Source organism: Micromonospora sp. NPDC048063, assembly GCF_043202855.1.
Lineage (GTDB): Bacteria > Actinomycetota > Actinomycetes > Mycobacteriales > Micromonosporaceae > Micromonospora.
On record NZ_JBIDBG010000010.1, the window covers coordinates 251,229 to 274,913 of the forward strand.

Sequence of the window (23,685 nt, forward strand, 5' to 3'; positions counted from 1 at the left end):
TTCGTCCGCCCCGCACCCATGCGCAATACCTTCTCTGTATATGAGAGGGCGTCTCGAACTGGATCGGGGTGCGGTAGGTTCTCACACGTCCCACCCATCCCGGAGGACCCATGTCAGACGCTCGCCCCCGCTCGCCGCTCCAGACCGTGGACCGCGCCCTGGAGGTCCTTCTGTCGTTCACCGAGCGGCGTCGCGACTGGGGCGTCCTGGAGCTTGCCGAAGCCTTCGCCATCGACAAGTCGACCGCACAGCGACTCCTCGCCGCGCTCGCCGCGCGCGGCTTCCTCAACGCCGATCCGGTGACCCGGCGCTACAGCCTCGGACCGACGATGTGGCGGATGGCCGCCGTCTGGGAGCGCACGGGAGGGCTGGCCGCCCTGGCCCAGCGGGTGCTCGAGCCGCTCGCCTTCCAGACCGATCGCACCGCCATCTTCGCCGTCCCGGACGGGCTCCACGTCCGCTGCGTCGCCGCCGTCAACGGCGGTGAACCGCTGCGCAGTCATCCGCTCGTCGGCGAGCTGTACCCGGCCAACGCGGGAGCCACCTCTCGCGGCTACTTCGCCTTCCTCGACAGCAACGAACGGCGCGCCCTCATCTCCGGTCGGGTCTTCGCCACGTTCACGGAGCTGACGAAGATCGACGAGCACCAGCTCGAACGGCTCTTCGTCGAGACCGTCGCGCAGGGCTACGCCTACTCAGAGGGCGAATACGACTACGCCACCAGGGCGCTCGCCGTTCCCATCATGCTCAGAGGGCGGCCCGTCGGCTCGCTCAGCCTCGGCGAGAGCAAGCATCCGGCGCGCCCGGACGACATCCGGGACCACCTGCCCGCACTACAGGCCGCCGCGGAGCAACTGTGCGCCCTGCTCGACAACCGGGCGAACTCGGCCGCCGCAGCCCGGCAGACCACGACGGTCCGATCCCACTGAACGCCGCGCCGGCGAGCCAGACCGGCCGCATCGAGGAGACACCATGACCCAGGGCCACCAGAACCTCCTGCTCCTGTCCAACTCGACGGCGCCGGGACGGGCCTACCTGGAGCATGCGCGCGACGCGATCCTCCAGGCACTCGACGGCCGGCGCTCCATCGTGTTCGTCCCCTTCGCACTGGCGGACCACGACGGCTACACCGACACGGTCCGTCGGGCCATGGAGCCACTCGGCATCACCGTCCGAGGAGCACACGAGGGCACGCCACGCGACATCGTCGCCGACGCCGAGGCGGTCTTCGTCGGCGGCGGTAACACCTTCCGGCTCGTCAAGGCGATCCACGAGCTCGACCTGATCAGCGTCGTGCGCACCCGGGTGTCCGAGGGAATGCCCTACATCGGGTCGAGTGCCGGCACCAACGTCGCGACGCCGAGCCTGCGTACGACGAACGACATGCCCATCGTCCAACCGCCGTCCTTCGAGACCTTCGGCCTCGTGCCCTTCCAGATCAACCCCCACTACCTCGACCCGGACCCGGCCTCGACGCACCAGGGTGAGACCCGGGAGGAGCGGCTCACACAGTTCCTCGAGGAGAACGACGTCCCGGTACTCGCCATGCGCGAGGGCACCTGGCTGCGGGTGAGCAACAGTTCGATGCGTCTCGATGGCGTGGCCGCGGGAGGGCGGGTCTTCTGCCGCGCCTCCGAGCCCGTCGAGGTCACGAGCGGCGCCGATGTGACCTGGCTCGTCGACAGAGTCGCTTCGTTCGATGTCGGCCGCTGAGGTCGATCAGTCGGACATCCTGGAGATCTACGGGACGCGCCTCAGGTCCGGTCCTGCTCCAGCCGGGCGGCGGGAGCCTGCTGGGCCTTGAGGGCGGACGTGAACGCCTGGACCTTGGGATGGCGCGTTGCTCCCCGCCGTACGGTGGTGAAGATCTGCCTTCTGGGACGGTCGTGGAGCGGGTGCGAGACCACGTTGTGCCGGTCACCCGCACCTGACAGGTCGGGAAGCAGGGCGGCGGCGAGGCCGTTCTCGACGAGTCGCAGGTGGATCTGCAGGTCGGTGGAGGTGTAGCGGACGTCGGGCTCGAACCCCGCCTGTCGGCATGCCGCCGTCGCCCATTCCCGGGCGGTGCTGCCGACGGGCTCCATCACGAACGGACGCGACGCCAGTTCGGACAACGACCGCTCGCTCCACACGGCTGGCGTGATGAGCCGAAGTTCGTCGGTGAGCAGGTCGCGCCGCTCGGTCTCCCGGGCCCGCGGCAGGGGGTGGCCGGGGTACTCCTCGCCGAGGACGATGTCGAACTCGCCGGCCACGAGGGCGGGGTGAGCGACCTCGGGCTCGAGCTCGGTCACCTCGACTCGCAGCCTCGGGTATTGCTGCGCGAGCTGGGTGAGGGCGTACGGCACGAGCCTGAGGACCGCGGTCTGGAAGGCGGCGACCCGCAGCGTGCCGACCGTTTCGTTCAGGGACTGGGCGAGTGCGGCCTGGGTGCGTTCCATCTCCTCCAGCAGCAGCTCGGTGTGGGCGACGAGGAGGTCGGCCTGGGCGGTCAGCCGGACCCGGCGGCCGGCTGGCTCGAGGAGGCGCACCCCGGTCTCCTTCTCCAGCGCGGCGAGCTGCTGGGAGACCGCGGACGGGCTGTAGGACAGCGCCTCCGCGACCGCGGTGATGGTGCCTCGACGGGCGAGCTCGCGCAGCAGTCGTAGGCGTCGAAGATCAAGCATCGAGCCTCCAAAGCATCAGGTTTGCTTCACATTATCTTGCTGGTTTCCGCGCTGGACCTGATGAGTTGTGGTGGGGACGATGGTCCGCATGATGTCGTGGTACCGGTCGCCGGCCGCTCGTGACTGGACCAGCTCGTTCGCGCCGGGTGACGCGTACGCGTTCCACCGGTCGTTGCCGGGGTACACGCCCACGCCGATGGTTCCGGTCCCCGACCTGGCCGGCGAGCTTGGGGTCGGGCGGGTACTGGTGAAGGACGAGTCGTCGCGACTCGGGCTCCCGGCGTTCAAGGTGCTCGGTGCCTCCTGGGCCTGCCGCCAGGTGCTTCAGCAACGCCCCGGCGCCACGCTGGTGACCGCGACCGATGGCAACCACGGTCGTGCCGTCGCCCGCATGGCGGCTCACTTCGGTGTCGAGGCGACCGTGTTCGTGCCGGAGGTGATGCTGCCGGAAACCGCCGCCCGCATCACCGGGGAGGGCGCGAAGGTCGTGTGGGTGGGCGGAGACTACGACGCCGCGGTGCGTCGGGCAGCCGAGTTCGCCGACGAGCATCCCGACCGGGCACTGGTCCAGGACACCGCCTGGGACGGCTACGAGCAGGTGCCTGCCTGGATCGTGGAGGGCTACCAGACGCTGCTGGAGGAGGTCGACGCCCAGCTCGAGGGGCCACCGGACCTGGTGGCGGTCCCGGTCGGGGTCGGGTCGCTGGCTGAGGCGGTCGTGTGGCACTACCGACGCCCGGGCACCACGCATCCGAGCGTGCTCTCGGTCGAACCCGACGCCGCGGCATGCGTGCTGACCAGCCTGACCGCAGGCCGACCCGTGACGGTGCCGACCGCGGCGACGTCGATGGCCGGCCTGAACTGCGGCACCATGTCCCGCTCCGCCTGGCCGGTGCTGCGTGCGGGCTGCGACGCAGCCGTGGCCGTCACCGACGACGAGGCGCTCCGCGCCGTCGACGACCTCGGTCGGCTCGGTGTCTCCTCCGGCCCGAGCGGCGCGGCCACCCTGGCCGGCGTCCGGGCCGTCCTCACCGACCCCCAGCGGCGTGCCGCCCTCGACCTCGGCCACGACGCCGTAGTCGTCCTGCTCAGTACGGAAGGACCCGTTCGATGACCCGTACCGTCCGGATCAACCGCGACCGGCTCTGGGCCTCCCTGATGCAACTGAAGGAGATCGGCGCCTACCACGACGAGGCGACCGGGCTGCGCGGAGTCCGGCGTCTGGCGCTGACCGACGCTGACGCCGAAGCCCGCCGCCGATGCGTGCAGTGGATGCTCGAGGCCGGGCTCGAGGTGCGGGTCGACCGCATCGGCAACGTCTACGCCACCCGCCCGGGCCGCGACCGGTCCCTGCCGTGCGTGCTGATGGGCTCCCACATCGACACCGTCGCCACCGGCGGAGCCTTTGACGGCACCCTCGGTGTGCTTGGCGGCATCGAGGTGATGCGCACCCTCGACGACGCCGGCATCTCGACCCTGCGCGACATCGAGGTCGGATTCTTCACCGAGGAGGAAGGCGTCCGGTTCGGCACCGACATGCTCGGCTCGGCCGTGACGGCCGGACGCATCCCGCTCGACCACGCCCACAAGCTCACCGACGGGGACGGCCGGACCGTCAAGGAAGAACTCGTTCGCATCGGATTCGACGGCGACGCCCACGAACGGCGCGCCATCCCGTACGCCTACATCGAGTGCCACATCGAGCAGGGCCCCGTCCTCGCCGACGCCGGCGTCGACATCGGCATCGTCGAAGGCGTTCAGTCCATCTCCTGGCAGCGGCTCACCATCTGCGGTGAGGCCGCCCACGCCGGCACCACCCCCATCGGGTCCCGGCACGATGCCGGCCTGGTCGCAGCCCATGTCGTGGTCGAGGCCCGACGGATGTGCGACAGCGGCGACTTCGGACAGCTTCGCGCCACCATCGGGAACTTCGACATCGGCGAAGGCCAGACCAACGTCATCCCGCACCAGGCCACCCTGACCATCGACCTGCGCAACCCCGACAACGACCAGATGACCTCCGCCGAGCAGCACCTCGCCGGCTACGTCGACACGCTCGCCGCCCACCACGGCGTCCAGGTCGGTTGGGAACGGATGGCCAGGACCGCCGTCGTCCCGTTCCACCCCGGCATCCAGGAGGTGCTCGCCGCCACCGCCGACGACCTCGGTCTGCCGTACGTGCGCACCATGTCCGGCGCCGGCCACGACGCCCAGGAGATCTCCGCGATCTGCCCCACCGCCATGGTGTTCGTCGCCGGTGAGAACGGCGGCATCAGCCATACGCCCCGCGAGTACTCCAACCCGACAGCCTGCGGCAACGGCACCGACGTCCTCGCCAACGCCGTACTCCGACTGGCGGACCAGCCATGACCGTCCCGGACCTGCGCGACGCCCTTCTGCCCATCGGCCCGGTCGACCCCGGCCTCGACCACCGTCACTTGACGACCGAGCGCAACCGGCCGTACAGCGTCTCCGACATCGAGATCGCCGTGGCCAGGTCCGGTTCGCAGATCTCCAGGTAGTGGCTTCCGCGGGCCACGTAGAGCTGGTACTGCCGCACGGTGAAGTCCCCGGCGGGCTGGTTGACCGCCGTGACGGTTCCCGCGCCCTCGTCGCAGGTCCAGCCGACCGCCACGACGGCCGACGCCGCCTCGATCGAGCAGCTGTCCGCGACGAGCTGGTCGAACTGCTGCTGCGTCAGGCCGGTGAACGTGATGGTCGACTGCAGCCCGTACGTCGCGGCTCCGTCCAGCGCCGGCACGGGCACCTCGGCCAGTGTGATCCTGGCGCCGACCTTCAGTGACCGCCAGGTCATGCTGCCGGACGTACAGGTGCCCGCGGCCTCGCGGAGCCGGGCGAGATCCAGCCCCTCGGGCAGTTCCTCGACGGTCGCGGTGAACCTGCCCGTGGCGCCCTTGTCGGCGTCGCGCCGGCTGCCGACCTGGATCCAGCCGCCGGCGACCCGACTCTGCTCGCCGATCGCCAGCTGCAGGGAGCCCAGGCAGGCCACCGGCGAGACGGTGACGTCGGGGTCGGGCTCGAACAACTTGCCCGCGTCGGCCAACGACATCTCCACGAGTTCGGTGCCCGCGGGGTGTTCGGCCTTGGGCAGCAGGACCTCACGGAGGCGCTCGTCCAACAGCACCGGCGCGGCCGGGCCGGCCGCCGCTGCCGCCAGCGTCGCCCGCTCGGCCTCGGCGGTGCGGTGGTTCCCCACCACGACGACCAGCACAGCCGCCACCAGCAGCAGCGCTGCGCCGGCCGCCGTGAGGGCACGACGAGTTGTCAGCATGGCACGCCTCCGTTTGCTAGGTGTTTCCGTGGTCAAGGAACAGCAGTACCGCACCGAAGGCATCGGTCGCTATACATGGATCAAGTGGATTTTTGCTGACCAGAGCCGCCCGCGACATCTCTGGCCAATCGGCACGTGTCGCAACGACCCGGGTCCGCGACCCCGGTTCCGACGACACTCCGGCGACGCGGACAACCCCGCCGGCCGGGCTCGCCGCACCGCCGCTGCGGCCATCGGGCTGCCCGCCGCCCCGCTCGGCGGGTCCCGGAGTGTCCAGGAGGGAGCGTTCCACCAGCTCAGCGACCTCCGCACCGAGGCCTGGGACGGTGCCGAGGCGCACCGCGACTGCCGCTGCCGGCGGGTCACCGCGCCGGCGCCGTACCCGTTGGTCCGGGCGCGGCCCCGGTGCCGTCCGCCGGCGACCCGTTTCCGGATCGTTTCGGGGGAACGCCCCGGACGCTATTGACACCTCTGTCGCGCCGTGCGTATGGTCGCCGCCAAGTTGTACATGGTTGTCCATGAACAAGAGGCCAGGATGAAGATTGCAGTGGTCGGCAGCTACGGCGCCGGGCTCACCATGCAGGTGCCCCGGATGCCCGTGGCGGGTGAGACCCTTTCGGGCGGCAGGTTCGCCTCGGGGCACGGGGGCAAGGGCTCTAACCAGGCGGTGGCCGCGGCCCGCCTGGGTGCGGAGGTCAGCTTCCTGACCGCCGTCGGGCCGGACCAGTTCGGCGCCGCCGCGCGCCAACTCTGGGCCGAGGAAGGAATCGACGCGAGCGGTGTCCGCACCGCCGACGCCGCCACCATGGTCGGCATCATCCTCGTCGACGAGGAGGGCGAGAATCGGATCGCGATCGCGCCCGGAGCCCTGGACGAGCTGACCCTCGCCGACGTCGACGGGTTCGCCGACCGGATCGCCACGGCGGACCTGGTCGTGGTCAGCCTGGAGATTCCCCTGCCGGTCGCGGTCGCGGCCCTGCGTACCGCCCACGAACGCGGAGTCCGCACCCTGCTCAATCCCGCCCCGGCCGTGGCCCTGCCCGACGAGGCGTGGGAGTGGATCGACGTGCTCACCCCCAACGCCAGCGAAGCGCGGGTGCTCACCGGCCGCGACCCGGACGACCCGGCCAACGGCGACGAGCTGGTGGACCTGCTCCGGACCCGCTACGCCGGGACCCTCGTGCTCACCCTCGGCGCCGAGGGCGCCCTGGTGGACTCCGACGGGCAGCGGTCCCGGGTCGCGCCCGTCACCGTGCCCCGCGTGGTCGACACCACCGGCGCAGGCGACGCCTTCACCGGTGCGCTCGCGGTCGCCCTGGTCCGGGGCGACGACCTCACCGAGGCGGTCCGGTTCGCCGCCGCGGCCGGTGCCCACACCGTCGGCATCGCCGAGGTCATTCCCGCCCTGCCCCGCCCGGACGACGTCGCGGCCCTGTTGAGGAGATGAGAGATGGCCCAGATGACCGCTCAGGCGGCGCCTCCCGTGAAGACGGCGGTCGCCGCTTCCCGTAACCCCTCGCCCTTCCAACGGTTCCTGCACGCCCGGGAGTCGAGCACCTTCCTCGCCCTGGTCGTGCTCTTCGCGCTGGGCACCCTGGTCGCTCCGGGCTTCGTAGGGGCCAGCAACTTCCTCACCGTCGGCCAGCAGATCGCGCAGATCGGCATCATGGCGATCGGCGTCACCTTCGTCATCATCAACGCCGAGATCGATCTGTCCGTCGGCTCCATCTACGGCCTCGGTGCCGTGGTCTGCGGTCTGCTCATGACCTCGGACGTCGCCTGGCCGCTGGCCGCCGTCGCCGGGATCGCCGCCGGCACGGTCGCCGGCCTGCTCAACGGCCTGCTGACCGTGGGGTTCGGCATCCCGTCCTTCATCGTCACGCTCGGCACCCTCAGTGTCTTCCGGGGGGTGACGCTGCTGCTCAGCGGCGGGTCGCCGATCTCCCTGTCCGCCAACGACCCCGAGGTCGCCGAGTTCAACCTGCTCGGTCAGGGCAAGCTCTTCGGCGTCCTGCCGATGCAGCTCGTCATCTTCGCCCTCGTCGCCGTCCTCGGCACGATCGTGCTCTCCCGGTCCCGCTACGGCTTCAACACCTACGCGGTCGGTGGCAGCGCCGAGGCCGCCCGGCTCTGCGGCATCAAGACCGGTCGGGTGCGGGTCACCGCCTTCATGCTCTCCGGCACCCTCGCCGGTCTCGCCGGCGTGCTCGGCCTGTCCTTCCTCTCCTACGTGCAGGGCGTCACCGGCGCCGGGATGGAGCTCACCGCCATCTCCGCGGTGATCATCGGTGGCGCGGCCCTGTTCGGCGGGTCCGGCACCATGCTCGGCACCGTCATCGGCGTCGCGTTCATCGGCGTACTGCAGAACATCCTCAACCTCCGCGGCATCTCCTCCTTCTGGCAGACGGTGGCGACCGGCACGGTGATCATCCTCGCCGTGGCCGCCGACACCTGGCTGCGCAGACGCTCCGGACGTCGGTGACCTTCGCCGGCACCCACCCCGCACTCCCCCGTCCCCCACACCGCAAGGAGTCACCCCTGATGAAGCTCTCCCTCGGGCGTCGGATCGCGGTCGCCGCGACCCTCGGCCTGGCGCTGGTGGCGAACGCCGCCTGCGGCGCGATCACCCCGGCCAGCACCGCCTCCGCCGAGAGCGGCGGCTTCAAGCTCGCCGACTACATCAAGGAAGCCGTCGACAAGGGCGAGCCGCTCAGGATCAAGCTGAGCTACCACGACCCGTCGCTCGCCTTCGCCGTCCCGATCCGCCAGGGCATGGAGCGCGGCGCCAAGGAACTCGGCGTCGACGCGCAGATGATCGGGCCGTCGGGCGGCAATCCCGCCGACCAGGTCAGCGAGCTGCAGACCCTGATCAACCAGAAGCAGATCCACGGCCTGGCCGTCTCCTCGGCCAGCAACGACGCCCTCAAGCCGATCATCGCCCAGGCGTACGACGCCGGCATCCCGATCATCTCGTTCAACACCAACAACCCCGAGTCCAAGCAGATGGGCTTCGTCGGCCAGGACCTCGTGGCCTCCGGCCGCTCCCTGGCCAAGGAACTGCTCGGCGTGCTCAAGGGGAAGACCGGCAAGGTCGTCGTGGTCTCCGTCGACTCCGGCGCCGGCTGGTCCAACGACCGCTTCTCCGGCTTCCAGGAGGGGCTGAAGGACTCCGGCGTGCAGATCGTCGGTCCGGTGAACACCGGCAACGAGCCCAGCGCGGCCTACAACACCATCGAGTCCACGATGGCGGCGCAGAGCGACGCGATCGCCCTCGTCTCCCTCGACTGCTGCAGCTTCACCGCCGGCGCCAAGTGGCTCCAGCAGTCCGGCAAGGCGGGCAAGATCCACGCGGTCGGTTTCGACGTGCAGCCGCAGACCGTCGAGTACCTCAAGGGCGGCGTCGTCGACCTGACCATCAGCCAGGGCCCCGCCGAGCAGGGCTACCAGGCGGTCAAGCTGCTCGCCGACTTCCTGAAGAACGGCACCGAGATCAAGGACGTGGACACCGGGGCGCTCGTGGTCACCCGCGACACCGTGGCCACCGTGCCGGTGGAGGGCTGAGCCGATGACCAGCCCGGCCACGATCGCCGCCCCGACGACGGCCGCCGTCGAGGTGACGGGTCTGTCGAAGCACTTCGGAGCCGTCCGTGCCCTCCAGGACGTGAGCCTCAGCGTCCCCGCCGGCAGCCTCACCGCCGTGATGGGTGAGAACGGTGCCGGCAAGTCGACACTCATGAAGATCCTGGCCGGGCTGGACACCCCCACCACCGGTACGGTGCGGGTGGACGGTGAGGAGGTCCGCCGGTACGACCCGGCCACGCTGCTCAGCCGGCACCGGGTCGCCCTGGTGCCCCAGGAGCTCGCCCTCGCCCAGGACCGGACCGTCGCCGAGAACATCATGCTCGGCGTCGAACCGGGATCCCGCCCCTTCCCGCACCGCCGTCGGATGGACGAGCGGGCGGCGGAACTGCTGGACCGGCTCGGTCTGCGGGTCGACCCCCGGCGCAGCATCCGCCGCCTGGACGCCGCTTCCCAGCAGTTGGTGGTCATCGCCCGGTCCCTGGCGCGCGAGGCGCGAATGGTGATCCTCGACGAGCCGACGTCGATCCTCTCCCCCGCCGAGTCGGAACGACTGTTCGAGGTGATCCGGTCGCTGCGGGCCGACGGGGTGACCATGCTCTACGTCTCGCACCGGATGCCCGAGGTGTTCGCCCTCTCCCAGCACATCCACGTGCTGCGCGACGGTCGGCACGTCGGGCACTGGCCCACCGCGGAGGTCACCCCCGACCAGGTGGTCGCCGCGATGGTCGGCCGGGAACTCGCCGCCGAGTTCAGCCGGCACGACAGCCCCGCGCCCGCCGCCACGGCCACCCCGCGCCTACGGCTGCGCGGCGTCTCCGGCGCCGGTTTCACCGGGGTCGATTTGGACGTCGCCCCGGGCGAGGTGGTCGGCGTGGCCGGCCTGCCCGACAGCGGCCGGATCGAGCTGTTGCGCGGCATCTTCGGCGCCGACCCCGTGACCGGCGGCGAGCTGTCACTGGACGGGGAGACGTTCACCGCGAGGTCGCCGCGGGACGCCATCGCCGCCCGGGTGGCGTACCTGCCGGGCGAACGCCGGCAGCAGGGGATCCTGCCGACGATGAGCGTCGCCGACAACGTCAACATCCTGACCCTGGGCCGTCGGCAGCGCTTCGGCCTGCTGCGGCGGCGGGCCCTGCGTCGTGACGCGGACACCCGCGCGCGGGAGCTGCGGGTGAAGACGTCGACGACCGCCCAGGGCATCACGCAGCTCTCCGGCGGCAACCAGCAGAAGGCGCTGCTGGCCCGGTGGCTGTCCATCGAGCCCCGGCTGATGCTGCTGGACGAGCCCACCCGTGGCGTCGACGTCGGCGCCAAGGCGGAGATCTACCGGCTGTTCCGCACCCTGGCCGACGAGGGGGTGGCGCTCGTCGTCTCCTCGTCGGACCTGCCCGAACTGCTGACCGTCAGCGACCGGATCGCCGTCATGGCCGCCGGCGCCCTGGTCGGCATCATTCCCGCGGCGGAGGCCACCGAGGAGTCGGTGATGGCCCTGGCCACCGGCGCGCACACCATGAAGGAGAAGGCATGAAACGCAGGGGCGTGCTCAACGCCGAACTGTCCGGGGTGCTGGCCACCCTGGGCCACACCGATCTGCTGCTCGTCGTCGACGCCGGTTTTCCGATCCCGCGCACCGCCCACCGCATCGACCTGGCCGTCACCGAGGACCTGCCGAGCCTCACCACGGTGCTCGATCTCGTCGCCGACGAGATCATCGTCGAGGGCGTCGTGGTCGCCGAGGACGTCACCACCCACAACAAGCCCCTCGCCCAGTGGCTGGGGCAGCGCTTCCCCGGCGTACCGACGACCACCCGGCAGCACGCCGAGATGCTCGGCGAACTGGCCCACCAGGCCAAGGCGATCGTCCGAACCGGGGCGTTCAACCCGTGGGGCAACGTCGGGCTGATCTGCGGCGTGGACGTGCCGCGCTGGTTCGACGAGCCCGGAGTCATCGTGCCCGACTACTACCAGGACCGGATGTAGCGGCGTCGTCGCCGCCGCCCCACGACGTACCCGACATTGGAGAACAACGTGAGCACTGCCACCCTGACCGACGCCGACCTCACCGCCGCGGCGCTGGCCCCCTACATCCAGCACACCCTGATCGAGTCCGGGGTGACCCGGGACCGGATTGTGGCCCACGCCGAGGAGGCCGTCCGGTACGGCTTCAACGCGGCGATGGTGCCGGGCTCCTGGGTCCCCGAGGTCGCCGAGGTCCTGCGCGGCACCGGCGTCGAGGTCGCCTCGGCGCTGGACTTCCCCACCGTCGGGGTGACCACGAGCGCCGGCAAGGCCGCCGAGGCCGAGAGCCTGGTCCGGGCCGGCGCGACCCAGATCGACATCGGGGTTCAGCTCGGCTGGCTCAAGAGCGGGCGGTACGACGCGTTCCGCGAGGACATCGCCGGCGTGGTCCGGGCGTCCGGCGTACCGATCAAGGTGATGCTCGAACTGCCGCTGCTCACCCCGGACGAGCGGGAGGCGGCCGTCGAACTGTCCATCGAGGCCGGTGCGGCTGTCCTGAAGAACGCCAGCAGCGGCGCGATCGAGGTGGCGAACCCGGAGAGCGTCGCCTACCTGGTGGCCCGCGCGCCGGAGGGCGTGAAGGTCAAGGCCTCCGGTGCGATCAAGTCCTTCGATCAGGCCGTGTCCCTGCTGCGGGCCGGGGCGGTGCTGCTCGGCACCAGCGCCGGGGTCGCTATCGTCACCGACACGACCAACGAAGAGACCACGAGCTACTGACCGTCCGGCGCCCCTCGACCACGTCGCCAGGTGCGGCCGGGGTCGAGGGGCGGCGGAGTCTCATGGAAGGTGACATGTCCGACCAGTTGCGCCCGTCCGGAGCGTCCGAGCACCTCGACCGTGACGCGCCGGTGCCCCTGCACGCGCAGGTGTCGGAACAGATCCGGGCCCGGATCCTGTCCGCCGAGTGGCCACCGCACTACCGACTTCGCAGCGAACCCGAACTGGCGACCGAACTCGGCATCTCCCGGGGCACCCTGCGGCGGGCCCTGTCCACTCTGATCCGGGACGGCCTGCTGGTGCAGGTCCGGGGGCGTGGCACCTTCGTCACCTCCACCGCCATCGAGCCCTCGATCGCGCAGAAGCTGACCACCCTGTCCGAGGACTTCGCCCGGCAGGGGATCTCGATGACCACCCAGGTGGTCACCCACCAGGTCATGGCCGCGCCGTCACCGGTGGCCGCCCTGCTCGACCTGCGCCCCGGCCAGTCGGTGCTCCGCCTGGAGCGGCTCCGTTCCACCTCCACCGGCCCGGTGGCCTGGCTGGTCAACTACGTACGCGTCGACCTGGCTCCCGGCCTGGACCTGGTGGACCTGGCCGACCGCTCCCTGTTCGGCCTGCTGGAGAACGAGTACGGGCTGAAGATCAGCACCGGTCGGCGTACCTTCAGCGCGACCGCCGCCACCGGACGGATCGCGGCGGCGCTGGAGGTGCCGGAGCACTTCCCGCTGCTGTACCTGGAGCAGATCACCTACCTCGACGACGGCCGGCCGATCGAGTACTCCGACGTGTGGATCCACAGCGAACGGATGCGGGTCACCTCCCTGCTCTCCCGTCGCTGACGGGCACCTCGCCGCCGACGCCCGGCCACCGGCCAGGGATTGGTTCTCGACGGGAGGCGGCTGGCCGCGTACGGTGCGGCGTGGTGGTGGTGCGCGTGCGTGTCGGTAGCGGCGACCGCGAGGTCGGGCAGGACAGGGTCGAGGTGGCGGCCCGGGTCCACGGACGGCTGAGAGGCGGCCGGTGAACCGCACCCGCCAGGAACCGTACGTGAACCGACCGCCCCGCGTCGGCCCGGCCGCGGTCGTGTTCGACCTCGACGGCACCCTGGTCGACACGATGACGATCGCTCCCACCGTGTACGCCGACACGATCCGCGCCCTCGGCGGGCCGGACGTCTCGCCGGCCACGGTCGTCGCCACCTGGCACATCGGAGCCACGCCGGTGGTGCTGGCCCATTTCCTGCAGCGGCCCGTCACCGCCCCCGACCTCGAGTGCTTCCACCGCCATTTCGAGGCGGTGGTCGCGGACGTACGACCGTTCCCCGGCGTGCTCGACCTGGCCGACGACCTCGACCGGGCCGGCTGCCGGCTCGGCATCTTCACCGCCGCCCCACGACGGAGCACGACCCTCGTGCTGGCCCGCACGGGGCTCGACCGGCTGTTCCCGGTCGTGGTCTGTGGTGACGAGGTCCCCGCGCCGAAGCCCGCGCCGGACGGGCTGTGGCTGGCCTGCCGCCGCCTGGGCGTCGACGTCGCCGAGACCGCGTACGTCGGCGACGCGGCGGTGGACCTCGCGTGCGCGGAGGCGGCGGGAGCACTGGCGGTGCACGCCCGCTGGTGCGACAGCTCCCCGGCTCCGGCGGACGTCCCGGCGGTGGCCCACCGGCCCGCCCAGGTCCTCGACCTGCTCGCGGTGACGGCTGGCTGACGCGGGAGGCCATGGGTGCGCGTCAGCATGGCGACCAGCGCCGGCAGGGCCGGCCAGCCGAACGAGGACTTCGTCGGCGCCGTTCCCGGCGCCGCTGTGCTGCTGGACGGCGCCGGCATCCCGGGAACCGAGTCGATCTGTTCCCACGGTGTCGCCTGGTACACGCACCGTCTCGGCGGCGCGCTGCTCGGCCTGCTGTCGCGTGACGACGGGCGAGACCTGGCGGCGATCCTCGCCACCGCGATCGGCGAGACAGCCGCCGATCACCGCGGCACCTGCGACATCACGGACCCCAGCAGCCCGCAGGCGACGGTGGTGATCGTCCGCGCCCACCGGGACCGCCTGGACCATCTCCTGCTCGCGGACTCCTTCCTCGTCCTCGACCAGGTCCGCGGTGGCCCGCAGGTCGTCACCGACGAGCGTGAGGTCGCCACCAGGCGCACCTGCTCGGCGCCCTTGGACGGCATTCCCAGGGGAACACCGGAGTACGACCGCATCCGGGACTCCTGCGTCGAGGCACTGCGCGCTCGCCGGAACCAGCCGGGCGGCTACTGGATCGCCAAGGACGATCCGCACGCGGCGGAGGAGGCGGTGACCGGCAGCCGGCCGCTTCATGACCTGAACGGCGTCGCGCTGCTCAGCAATGGCGCCAGCCGCATCGTCAGCCCGTACGGCCTGACCGACTGGCCCGGCGTACTGGGCCTGCTCGGCGCGTACGGGCCGGGTCACATCATCCGCCGCGTCCGGCAGGCCGAGGCCCGCACCTCCGGAGGCCCCGACGCTCGGGTCCCTGACGACGCCACCGTCGCGCACTGCACCCACCTGCCGCGCCCTGAAGGGGCCGGGGGCCGCCGAGGGGACATCCGGACCGGGGCTAGGCGGTCTGGCAGGAGCGCCGGTCGATCGCCCGGACCACCCTCGGCGGGAGACGCGCGGTGGAGCGGAGCAGCAGACGGTGCCGGTCACCCACGCCGTCTTCCGCCAGGATCTCGATGTCCAGGTGGTCGATGACAGCCAGGGCGCGACACCGGAGTTCGAGCCCCTGCCCTACGGTGTTGGGGGCGCGTAGCGCGCTGTCCGCAACATGGCACTGCCGGCCGCCGGATGTCGAGCGAAACAGGGGTTCTCAAGCGCCGGCGGAAGGGTGAACACTGCCGGGGGCTGCCGTGTCACGGGGCGTACATCGTTGGTCTACAGGAAGGCTCGGTCGGGTGTTCAGTCGTGTCGCCATCGTCAACCGTGGAGAGGCCGCCATGCGGCTCATCCACGCCGTACGGGACCTGGCCGCGGAGACCGGCACCCGGATCGAGACCGTCGCCCTGCACACCGACGTCGACCGCACGGCCACCTTCGTCCGCGAGGCGGACCTGTCCTACGACCTCGGTCCCGCGTCCGCGCGCCCGTACCTCGACCTGAAGGCGCTGGAGCGCGCGCTGGTGGAGACCGGGGCCGACGCCGCCTGGGTCGGCTGGGGCTTCGTCGCGGAGGACCCGGCGTTCGCGGAGCTGTGCGAGAAGGTCGGCGTCACCTTCGTCGGCCCGAGCGCGGAGGCCATGCGCAAGCTCGGCGACAAGATCGGCGCGAAGCTGATCGCCGAGGAGGTCGGCGTGCCGGTCGCGCCGTGGAGCCGCGGTGCGGTCGAGACCCTGGACGCGGCCCTGGCGGCGGCGGCCGAGATCGGCTACCCGCTGATGCTGAAGGCGACCGCGGGCGGCGGCGGGCGCGGCATCCGCGTGATCACGAACGAGGCCGAACTCGCCGACGCCTACGAGCGCACCAGCCAGGAGGCCGCGCGGGCGTTCGGCAGCGGCGTCGTGTTCCTGGAGCGCCTGGTCACCGGCGCCCGGCACGTCGAGGTGCAGGTGATCGCGGACGGGGAGGGCACGGCGTGGGCGCTGGGTGTCCGCGACTGCTCGGTGCAGCGGCGCAACCAGAAGGTCATCGAGGAGTCGGCGTCGCCGGTGCTCAGCCCCGCGCAGGCGGCCGAGCTCAAGGCGTCGGCCGAACGGCTGGCCGTCGCGGTCGGCTACCGCGGCGCCGCGACCGTCGAGTTCCTCTACCACCCCGGTGACCGACTGTTCGCGTTCCTCGAGGTCAACACCCGCCTGCAGGTCGAGCACCCGATCACCGAGGCGACCACCGGGTTCGACCTGGTCAAGGCGCAGCTGCACGTGGCCTCGGGCGGACGGCTCGAAGGCGAGCCGCCGGTGGAGCGCGGGCACGCCGTCGAGGCCCGACTGAACGCCGAGGATCCCGACCGCGACTTCGCGCCCTCCCCGGGCCGGATCGCGCGGCTGGACCTGCCCGCCGGGCCGGGTATCCGGGTGGACACCGGGGTCAGCGAGGGCGACACCATCCCCGCCGACTTCGACTCGATGATCGCCAAGATCATCGCGTACGGCCGCGACCGCGACGAGGCGCTCGGCAGGCTGCGCCGCGCGATGGCGCAGACCACGGTGATCATCGAGGGTGGCGCGACCAACAAGAGCTTCGTGCTCGACCTGCTCGACCAGCCCGAGGTGATCGACGCCAGCGCGGACACCGGCTGGATCGACCGCGTCCGCGGCGAGGGCAGGCTCGTCTCGCACCGGCACTCCGCCGTCGCGCTGGCGGCCGCCGCCATCGAGGCGTACGAGGAGGAGGAACGCGCGGAGCGGCAGCGGCTGCTGTCGACCGCGTTCGGTGGGCGCCCGCAGGTGCAGCACAAGAGTGGCCGACCGCTGGACCTCAAGCTGCGAGGTGTCGGCTACCGCGTGCGGGTCGCGCGGGTCGGCGCGCACCGGTTCCGCGTCGGCATCGAAGCGGGTGACGACGTCCGTACCGCCGACGTCGAGCTCGACCGCTTCGACCGGCACACCGGGCAGGCCGTCGTCAACGGCACCCGGTACCGCCTGCTCACCGGCACGCACGGGCCGATCCACCTGGTCGAGGTGGACGGGGTGACGCACCGGGTCAGCCGCGACGAGGGCGGCGTGGTGCGCTCCCCGGCGCCGGCGCTGGTCGTCGCCACGCCGCTGGAGGTCGGCGCCGAGGTCGAGGCGGGCGCGCCGGTGCTGGTGCTGGAGAGCATGAAGATGGAGACGGTGCTGCGGGCGCCGTTCCGGGCGCGGCTGAGGGAATGCGCCGTGTCCGTGGGCAGCCAGGTGGAGACCGGCGCCCCCCTGCTGCGCCTGGAGCCGCTCGCCGACGACGCCGACGAGGCCGAGGACACCTCGGCCGCCCAGTCCGTCGAGCTGGACCTGCCCGCCATGCCCGGGGAGGTGCCGGCTCGGGAGCGCATCACCCGCGGCCAGGAGGACCTGCGCAGCCTGCTGCTGGGCTTCGACATCGACCCGCACGACGATCGCCGGACGCTCGACGACTACCTCGCCGCGCGCCGGGCGGCCACCGAGGACGGCCACCGGCCGCTGGCCGAGGAGTTCGAACTCGTCGACGTGTTCGCCGACCTCGCCGAGCTGAGCCGCAACCGGCCGGCGGGCGAGGACGTCGGTGGCGAAGGGCACGTGCACAGCGCCCGCGAGCACTTCCACACCTACCTCCAGAGCCTCGACGTCGAGCGGGCCGGGCTGCCGGAGGCGTTCCAGGCCAAGCTCGCCCGGGCGCTCGGGCACTACGGCGTCACCGATCTGGAGCGCTCCCCCGAGCTCGAAGCCGCGGTGTTCCGCATCTTCCTCGCCCAGCAACGCGCGTCCGCCGACGCGACGGTCGTCGCGACGTTGCTGCGCGCGTGGCTGCGGGAGCCGCCGCCGGACGAGGTGCTGCGTGAGCCGGCCGGCCTCGCGCTGGAGCGGCTGGTGGCCGCGACGCAGGTCCGTTTCCCCGTGGTCGCCGACCTCGCGCGCGGCGTGGTGTTCGCCTGGTTCGGCCAGCCGTTGCTGCGCCGCAACCGCGCCCGCGTCTACGCGAACGTCCGCAAGCACCTGCGCCACCTGGACGCGCACCCGGACGCACCGGACCGCGCCGAACGCGTCGGCGAGATGGTGCGCAGCACCGAACCGCTGGTGCGGCTGCTCGGCCAGCGGCTCGTCCGCGACTCCCTGGACCACGCGGTCATGCTGGAAGTGCTGACCCGCCGGTACTACGGCAACAAGGATCTGACCAGCGTCCGCACCAGCGAGGTCGCGGGCTGCACCTTAGTGGTCGCCGAGCGCGCGGGCTCGTGCGTGGTCTCCGCCGCGGTGAGATTCGAAGCGCTGGGCAGCGCGCTGCGCGGGCTCGCGGAGCTGGCGGGTGGCGAGGACGCCGTCGACGCCGACATCTATCTCGCCTGGGAGAACCAGCCGGAGGACTCGGATGCGATGGCGGCGGCGCTGCACGAGGTCGTCAGCGCGCACCCGCTGCCGAGCCGGGTCCGCCGGGTCACCACCACCGTCGCGGGCCGCAGCGGCGCGGTGATGCACCACCACTTCACGTTCCGGCCGTCGAGCACCGGGATGACCGAGGAGCGGCTGATCCGGGGCCTGCACCCGTACATCGCGCAGCGGATGCAGTTGGAGCGGCTGCGCAAGTTCGACCTCACCCGGCTGCCGTCGTCGGACGAGGAGGTCTACCTCTTCCGGTGCGTGGCGCAGGAGAACCCGTCGGACGACCGCCTGGTCGCGTTCGCGCAGGTGCGTGACCTGACCGCGCTGCGGGAGCACGACGGCAGGCTGGTCGCGCTGCCGACGGCCGAGGACGTCGTCGCCACCTGCCTCGACTCGATCCGCCGTGCGCAGTCGCGGCGACCGTCGAAGAATCGCTTCAACACCAACCGGATCGTGGTCTACGTCTGGCCGCCGAGCGACCTCACCCGCGCGGAGCTGGAGATGATCGCCGGGCGCGTGCTGCCGACGACCGCTGGCGCCGGGCTGGAGGAGATCCTGTTCATCGCGCGGCAGCGTCACCGGACGACCGGCGAGCTGACCAAGATCGCCGTGCGGGTCTCCTTCGACGCCACCGGCGGCACCAAGCTGACCGTCGGCCAGCCGTCGGACGAGCCGGTCGAGCCGCTCGACGGCTACCGGCAGAAGGTGCTGCGCGCGAGCAGCCGCAACACGGTGTACCCGTACGAGCTGACCGGCCTGCTCGGCGACTTCGTCGAGCACGACCTCGACGACGACCACGCGCTGGTGCCGGTCGACCGGCCGAAGGGCCGCAACACCGCGGCGATCGTCGCGGGCGTGGTCAGGACGCGTACCCGGCGGCACCCGCAGGGCGTCACCCGGGTCGTGCTGCTCGGCGACCCGACGAAGTCGCTCGGCGCGCTGTCGGAGCCGGAGTGCCGCCGGGTGATCGCCGCACTGGACCTGGCCGAGCGGATGCGGGTGCCGCTGGAGTGGTACGCGCTGTCCGCCGGCGCCCGGATCTCGATGGAGTCCGGCACGGAGAACATGGACTGGGTAGCCGCGGCGCTCAAGCGGATCGTCGAGTTCACCCAGGACGGCGGCGAGATCAACATCGTGGTCGCGGGCATCACCGTCGGCGCGCAGCCGTACTGGAACGCCGAGGCGACGATGCTCATGCACACCAGGGGCATCCTGGTGATGACGCCGGACTCGGCGATGGTGCTCACCGGCAAGCAGTCGCTCGACTTCTCCGGCGGCGTGTCGGCCGAGGACAACTTCGGCATCGGCGGCTACGACCGGGTGATGGGGCCGAACGGGCAGGCGCAGTACTGGGCGCCGAACCTGACCGCCGCGCGGGACGTGCTGATGTCGTACTACGACCACACGTACGTCGCGCCCGGCGAGGCGGGGCCGCGGCGGGCGAAGACGACCGACCCCGTCGACCGTGACATCTCCGACTTCCCGCACGCCCTGGCCGGCAGCGACTTCACCACCGTCGGCGAGATCTTCTCGGCCGAGGCCAACCCGGACCGCAAGAAGCCGTTCGACATCCGGACCGTGATGCGGGCGCTCTCCGATCAGGACCACCCGGTGCTGGAACGCTGGGCGGGCATGGCCGACGCGGAGACCGTGGCGGTGCAGGACGTGCATCTCGGCGGCATGCCGGTGTGCCTGCTCGGCATCGAGTCACGGGCGGTGCCGCGGCGCGGCTTCCCGCCCACCGACGGCCCGGACACCTACACCGCGGGCACGCTGTTCCCGCGGTCGTCGAAGAAGGCCGCGCGGGCGATCAACGCGGCCAGCGGCAACCGGCCGCTGGTGGTGCTGGCGAACCTGTCGGGCTTCGACGGCTCGCCGGAGTCGATGCGGAAGCTGCAACTGGAGTACGGCGCCGAGATCGGCCGCGCCATCGTGAACTTCCGCGGGCCCATCGTGTTCTGCGTGATCTCCCGGTACCACGGCGGCGCGTTCGTGGTGTTCTCGAAGGCGCTGAACCCGAACATGACCGTCCTCGCGCTGGAGGGCTCGTTCGCCTCGGTGCTCGGCGGCGCCCCGGCCGCCGCGGTGGTGTTCTCCGGTGACGTCAACGCCCGCACCGCGGCCGACCCGCGCGTCCGGGACCTCGAGGCCCGCGTCGCGGCCGCCTCCGGCGCCGACCGCGCCGCGTTGACCGCGGAGCTCGACGAGCTCCGCGCGTCGGTCCGCGCGGAGAAGCTCGGCGAGGTGGCCACGGAGTTCGACCGCGTGCACAACATCCAGCGCGCCGTCGAGGTCGGCTCCGTCGACGCCGTCATCCGCGCCGCGGAACTGCGCCCACGGATCATCGAGGCCATCGAGTCCCGTTCACGCTGACCCCACCCGTCGCCGGCCGTGGCGTTCAGCCCCGGCCGGCTCGTCCGCCAGGCGCCCGCACCGGTGCGCGGAAGCCTCCGCGCACCGGTGCCCTCGCCGCCGTGACCGGGGGACATCGACACCCTGCGGCTGACCCGCCTCCGCCGCTGGGCCGAGGGCGACCTCGTCGAGATCGCACAGGCCGCCGGGGGGCATGCTCCGGCCGAGCCTTGGGGCCCGTCCGGCAGCCTGCCGCAGCCAGAATCATCGCGAGCCGTCTTCATATTTCTATGGATATCAATTAGGCTCTGACCCGTCCCGTAATGATCCACAATGGAGGCGCCCCGTGAGGAAGATGACCGTCCGCCGCAAGAGCTCGCTGCGCCTGCTGTCCGGTGCCCGCCGGCTCTGGATCGAGTGGTGCTGGTAGCAGCCGACCCGGCGGGCGCTCCCGGGCGCCCGCCCCTGCGGCGATCGGCCCGGCCGTGACCGACGAGTCGGGCGACTACGACTGCCACCGCGACCACGGGCCGTACGCCGGGGTCGGGGCCTTCCTCGGCCGGGTCGCCGCCGACCGCCCCCGCCTGGCGTCCCGCCACAGGGTCGAGCTGCACGCCATCGCACCCGGGCTGGACGGCGCGGCACGACCGGCCGCCGAGGAGGAGCCGATCCGGTTCCATCCCGCCCGACGCACCGCCTACCTGGCCTATGGCGCGGCCGAGTTCGTGGCGGCCTGGGCAGACCGGCTCCGCCGCCCGGTCACGGTGCGGTTCACGCACGTCGGAAGCGCCGACGAGACCACCCGCGAGCTGCTGGAGACGCTGACCCGCCGGCTCGGGCCGTCCCCCGTGCGCTTCCACCTGCACGACAGTGGCCCCCGTCCGCCGGTGACGGCCGCCCCGACGCCGGAGGCGATGCGCACGGCCCTGGGCGACAGCCTGGCCCGCGGCTTCTACCACCACGCGGCCCGAACCGCCCGACGCGGACGCGCCGCCGTGACCCCCGACGGCGACCTGCGGCACTGGTGGGCGTTCACCACCGGCCTGGCCACCGCCCTGGCGGCGCTGGACCGCGCCACCGAAGCCCTCGACCTCTACCACGAGGCGCGCGCCACCACCGACAGCCCCAAGATCGCCATGTCGGCCGCGTACGCCACCGCCATGCTGTACGCCCGGCACCTGCCGGCCGCCGACCAGGACCCGGCGCGGGCGCGGCACTGGCTGGAGAAGGCGCTCCACCTCGCCGCCGGGCTGGACGACCCGCGGCAGCGGGTGCTGTCCACCGTCTTCTACGAGCAGGGCCTGGCCCTGCTGGACAGCAGGGAAGGCGATCCCGCCTCCGCGCTGCGGCTGATCGACGACGGGCTGGCCCGGTTGACCGCGGTGCTCGCTCCCGGCGAGCGCCCACAGGATCTGGCCCGGCTGCGCCACAACCGGGCGCAGGTGCACCTCGCCCTGGGCGATCCGGCGCAGGCCCTGGCCGACCTCGACACGGTGATCGCCCACGACCCGGACAACTGCGAGTACTACGTGGACCGGGCCGCCCTGCACCGGGCGGCGGGGCGGCCACGGGCCGCGATCAGGGACTACGACACCGCGATCCGCCTGGGACCGCACCTTCCGGAGGCGTACTACAACCGGGCCGTGCTCCACCAGGAGCGGGGCCGTTCCGGGCGGGCGCGTGACGACCTGGAGCGCGTGCTGACCATCGACCCCGGGCACCTCGACGCCCGGATCGCCCTGGTCAACCTGCACGTCCGACGCGACGCGTTCGCACAGGCCGAGACGGACGCGCGGGCCGGGCTGGCGCTGGCCCCGCAGGAGCCCGCGCTGCTGTGCACCCTGGGGCTGATCCGCTCCGAGCGGGGCAGCCTCGCCGAGGCCGACCACCTGCTCAGCCAGGCGCTGGCCGGGGATCCGGAGCTGGTCGAGGCGTGGACGAACCGTGCCGCGATCCGGTTCGAACGCGGTGACGTGCCCGCCGCTCTGGCCGACCTGGACCGGGCGGTGGCGCTGTCGGCGGCACCTGTCCCCCGCTACAACCGAGGCACGGCGCTGATGCGGCTCGGACGGTGGGAAGAAGCCGCCCGGGACTTCACCCACGCGCTCACCCAGCCCGACCTGGACCGGTCGCTGCGACGCGACCTACGCGCGGAACTGGCCCGCTGCCAGCGGGCCATGCCCCGATGACCGCCGGCCAGGGCGGAATCGACGGAATCGACGAGCCCGTCGACCATGCGGCCTGATCGGGCAGTATCGTCCCAGAATGACCCCGGTAACGCCGACGCTGCCCGCGAACACCGCGCTGCTCCACTACTACCTGCTGCAAGCGACGGGCGGGGATGACGCGACGGGGGCGGGGCTGCTGGTCGAGGAGTTCGTGCTGGACGACGACCTGTCGGCCGTACGGCTGCGCAGTGCCTGCTGGACGGCGACGGACGCCGGCTGGTCAAGCTCGGCCGCGTTCGTGCGGGCAGTCCGCACGGACCCGCGCCTGCGCTCCCGGTTGACGGCCGTGAACCGCCCCGGGGCGGAAGCGGCGTACGCCCGGCTCGGCGGCGGGGCCCTGCCGGACGAGGCCGCGCTGCGCCGGCACTTCGGCGACGACGTCCCGCTGGGGGCCGGTACGCCGCTGCGGCTGGGCACCGGCCCGGCGGTTCACCGGGTGCTCTTCGCCGGTGAACCGGACGGCGACGCGATAGCCCGCCTGTCGGCGTTGCTGCGGCTCGGCGGCGCCTCGGGCACGGACGCGACCGAGCCTGGCGTGGTCGGCACCGGCCGGCTGCGGGTCAACGACACGAACCACCTCTGGCAGCTCCGCCGGGTCGGCGGTGTCGCGTGGAGCATCGACGTGACGTCCGACCCGGCCGGTGGCGACGGGCTGCGCTGGGTGCTGCGCCAGGTCACCGACGTGGCCCGCTGCCACGGCCTGGTCCCCGCGACGATCGAGCGCCTCGCCTGACTGTGAGCATGGCGGGGTCGGCTCAGCAGTGGTGAGCTGATAGCTGGCAGTGGCGGGCGTGACCCTTCGCCTGACTGGCCTTTGT

Annotated in this window: 18 protein-coding genes; 16 read left to right on the top strand and 2 right to left on the bottom strand. The window is 72.1% G+C overall.

The genetic code is table 11. From position 1 onward, the window contains the following. Positions 1 to 110 precede the first annotated feature (110 nt). A complete protein-coding gene (locus tag ACGFZ2_RS23935) occupies positions 111 to 929 on the top strand; it encodes an IclR family transcriptional regulator (protein WP_393263636.1) in 819 nt (272 codons plus the stop codon). A 43-nt stretch (positions 930 to 972) separates the two neighbouring features. Continuing rightward, on the top strand, positions 973 to 1,713 hold the full coding sequence (gene pepE, locus ACGFZ2_RS23940) for a dipeptidase PepE (RefSeq protein WP_393457010.1): 741 nt from the start codon (positions 973 to 975) through the stop codon (positions 1,711 to 1,713). A gap of 41 nt (positions 1,714 to 1,754) precedes the next feature. Here pepE and ACGFZ2_RS23945 read toward each other — a convergent pair whose 3' ends face one another. Then, the gene (locus ACGFZ2_RS23945; protein WP_393457013.1) at positions 1,755 to 2,663 is read right to left on the bottom strand and encodes a LysR family transcriptional regulator; all 909 of its coding nucleotides are present in this window, start codon (positions 2,661 to 2,663) and stop codon (positions 1,755 to 1,757) included. Between the two features lie 88 nt (positions 2,664 to 2,751). Here ACGFZ2_RS23945 and ACGFZ2_RS23950 point away from each other — a divergent pair, with 88 nt between their 5' ends. Both ACGFZ2_RS23950 and ACGFZ2_RS23955 read left to right on the top strand, forming a co-directional pair. Further along, positions 2,752 to 3,777 carry a pyridoxal-phosphate dependent enzyme gene (locus ACGFZ2_RS23950; protein WP_393457016.1) on the top strand — a complete coding sequence of 342 codons (1,026 nt, stop codon included), beginning with the start codon at positions 2,752 to 2,754 and terminating at the stop codon, positions 3,775 to 3,777. After that, the gene (locus ACGFZ2_RS23955) at positions 3,774 to 5,033 is read left to right on the top strand and encodes a M20 family metallo-hydrolase (protein WP_393457019.1); all 1,260 of its coding nucleotides are present in this window, start codon (positions 3,774 to 3,776) and stop codon (positions 5,031 to 5,033) included. The genes ACGFZ2_RS23950 and ACGFZ2_RS23955 overlap by 4 nt, the downstream gene beginning before the upstream one ends. Positions 5,034 to 5,097: 64 nt before the next feature. Here the strand turns inward: ACGFZ2_RS23955 and ACGFZ2_RS23960 are convergent, their stop codons facing one another. Beyond that, positions 5,098 to 5,955, bottom strand: a complete 858-nt coding sequence (locus tag ACGFZ2_RS23960) for a hypothetical protein (RefSeq protein WP_393457022.1) — start codon at positions 5,953 to 5,955, stop codon at positions 5,098 to 5,100. A 535-nt stretch (positions 5,956 to 6,490) separates the two neighbouring features. On the opposite strand from ACGFZ2_RS23960, the gene ACGFZ2_RS23965 reads away from it, so the two are divergent. From ACGFZ2_RS23965 to ACGFZ2_RS24020, 12 genes are all read left to right on the top strand, one after another. Further along, on the top strand, positions 6,491 to 7,402 hold the full coding sequence (locus ACGFZ2_RS23965) for a ribokinase (protein WP_393457025.1): 912 nt from the start codon (positions 6,491 to 6,493) through the stop codon (positions 7,400 to 7,402). A gap of 3 nt (positions 7,403 to 7,405) precedes the next feature. Next, entirely contained in the window at positions 7,406 to 8,437 is a 1,032-nt protein-coding gene (locus ACGFZ2_RS23970; RefSeq protein WP_393263649.1) for an ABC transporter permease, read from the top strand. A gap of 59 nt (positions 8,438 to 8,496) precedes the next feature. Beyond that, positions 8,497 to 9,516, top strand: a complete 1,020-nt coding sequence (locus tag ACGFZ2_RS23975; RefSeq protein ID WP_393263650.1) for a substrate-binding domain-containing protein — start codon at positions 8,497 to 8,499, stop codon at positions 9,514 to 9,516. Positions 9,517 to 9,520: 4 nt separating this feature from the next. Beyond that, a complete protein-coding gene (locus ACGFZ2_RS23980) occupies positions 9,521 to 11,065 on the top strand; it encodes a sugar ABC transporter ATP-binding protein (protein WP_393457028.1) in 1,545 nt (514 codons plus the stop codon). After that, the gene (gene rbsD / locus ACGFZ2_RS23985; protein WP_393263653.1) at positions 11,062 to 11,517 is read left to right on the top strand and encodes a D-ribose pyranase; all 456 of its coding nucleotides are present in this window, start codon (positions 11,062 to 11,064) and stop codon (positions 11,515 to 11,517) included. Before ACGFZ2_RS23980 ends, rbsD begins: the two co-directional genes overlap by 4 nt. Before the next feature lie 48 nt (positions 11,518 to 11,565). Next, a complete protein-coding gene (gene deoC, locus ACGFZ2_RS23990) occupies positions 11,566 to 12,273 on the top strand; it encodes a deoxyribose-phosphate aldolase (protein ID WP_393263655.1) in 708 nt (235 codons plus the stop codon). 74 nt (positions 12,274 to 12,347) lie between these two features. Further along, a complete protein-coding gene (locus tag ACGFZ2_RS23995) occupies positions 12,348 to 13,115 on the top strand; it encodes a GntR family transcriptional regulator (RefSeq protein WP_393263657.1) in 768 nt (255 codons plus the stop codon). Positions 13,116 to 13,323: 208 nt separating this feature from the next. Beyond that, entirely contained in the window at positions 13,324 to 13,983 is a 660-nt protein-coding gene (locus ACGFZ2_RS24000; protein WP_393457031.1) for an HAD family hydrolase, read from the top strand. 15 nt (positions 13,984 to 13,998) lie between these two features. Beyond that, entirely contained in the window at positions 13,999 to 14,994 is a 996-nt protein-coding gene (locus ACGFZ2_RS24005) for a hypothetical protein (RefSeq protein ID WP_393457034.1), read from the top strand. Positions 14,995 to 15,194: 200 nt separating this feature from the next. Beyond that, the gene (locus ACGFZ2_RS24010; protein ID WP_393457037.1) at positions 15,195 to 20,660 is read left to right on the top strand and encodes a carboxyl transferase domain-containing protein; all 5,466 of its coding nucleotides are present in this window, start codon (positions 15,195 to 15,197) and stop codon (positions 20,658 to 20,660) included. A gap of 464 nt (positions 20,661 to 21,124) precedes the next feature. Continuing rightward, positions 21,125 to 22,828, top strand: a complete 1,704-nt coding sequence (locus ACGFZ2_RS24015; protein WP_393457040.1) for a tetratricopeptide repeat protein — start codon at positions 21,125 to 21,127, stop codon at positions 22,826 to 22,828. A 76-nt stretch (positions 22,829 to 22,904) separates the two neighbouring features. Continuing rightward, on the top strand, positions 22,905 to 23,600 hold the full coding sequence (locus ACGFZ2_RS24020; RefSeq protein WP_393263667.1) for a hypothetical protein: 696 nt from the start codon (positions 22,905 to 22,907) through the stop codon (positions 23,598 to 23,600). The last annotated feature ends 85 nt before the right edge of the window (positions 23,601 to 23,685 follow it).

Bases quoted from the DNA above. Each gene is read 5' to 3' on its own strand.
- ACGFZ2_RS23935 (WP_393263636.1), top strand. From the start codon at position 111: ATGTCAGACGCTCGCCCCCGCTCGCCGCTCCAGACCGTGGACCGCGCC.
- pepE (WP_393457010.1), top strand. From the start codon at position 973: ATGACCCAGGGCCACCAGAACCTCCTGCTCCTGTCCAACTCGACGGCG.
- ACGFZ2_RS23945 (WP_393457013.1), bottom strand. From the start codon at position 2,663: ATGCTTGATCTTCGACGCCTACGACTGCTGCGCGAGCTCGCCCGTCGA.
- ACGFZ2_RS23950 (WP_393457016.1), top strand. From the start codon at position 2,752: ATGATGTCGTGGTACCGGTCGCCGGCCGCTCGTGACTGGACCAGCTCG.
- ACGFZ2_RS23955 (WP_393457019.1), top strand. From the start codon at position 3,774: ATGACCCGTACCGTCCGGATCAACCGCGACCGGCTCTGGGCCTCCCTG.
- ACGFZ2_RS23960 (WP_393457022.1), bottom strand. From the start codon at position 5,955: ATGCTGACAACTCGTCGTGCCCTCACGGCGGCCGGCGCAGCGCTGCTG.
- ACGFZ2_RS23965 (WP_393457025.1), top strand. From the start codon at position 6,491: ATGAAGATTGCAGTGGTCGGCAGCTACGGCGCCGGGCTCACCATGCAG.
- ACGFZ2_RS23970 (WP_393263649.1), top strand. From the start codon at position 7,406: ATGGCCCAGATGACCGCTCAGGCGGCGCCTCCCGTGAAGACGGCGGTC.
- ACGFZ2_RS23975 (WP_393263650.1), top strand. From the start codon at position 8,497: ATGAAGCTCTCCCTCGGGCGTCGGATCGCGGTCGCCGCGACCCTCGGC.
- ACGFZ2_RS23980 (WP_393457028.1), top strand. From the start codon at position 9,521: ATGACCAGCCCGGCCACGATCGCCGCCCCGACGACGGCCGCCGTCGAG.
- rbsD (WP_393263653.1), top strand. From the start codon at position 11,062: ATGAAACGCAGGGGCGTGCTCAACGCCGAACTGTCCGGGGTGCTGGCC.
- ACGFZ2_RS23995 (WP_393263657.1), top strand. From the start codon at position 12,348: ATGTCCGACCAGTTGCGCCCGTCCGGAGCGTCCGAGCACCTCGACCGT.
- ACGFZ2_RS24020 (WP_393263667.1), top strand. From the start codon at position 22,905: ATGACCCCGGTAACGCCGACGCTGCCCGCGAACACCGCGCTGCTCCAC.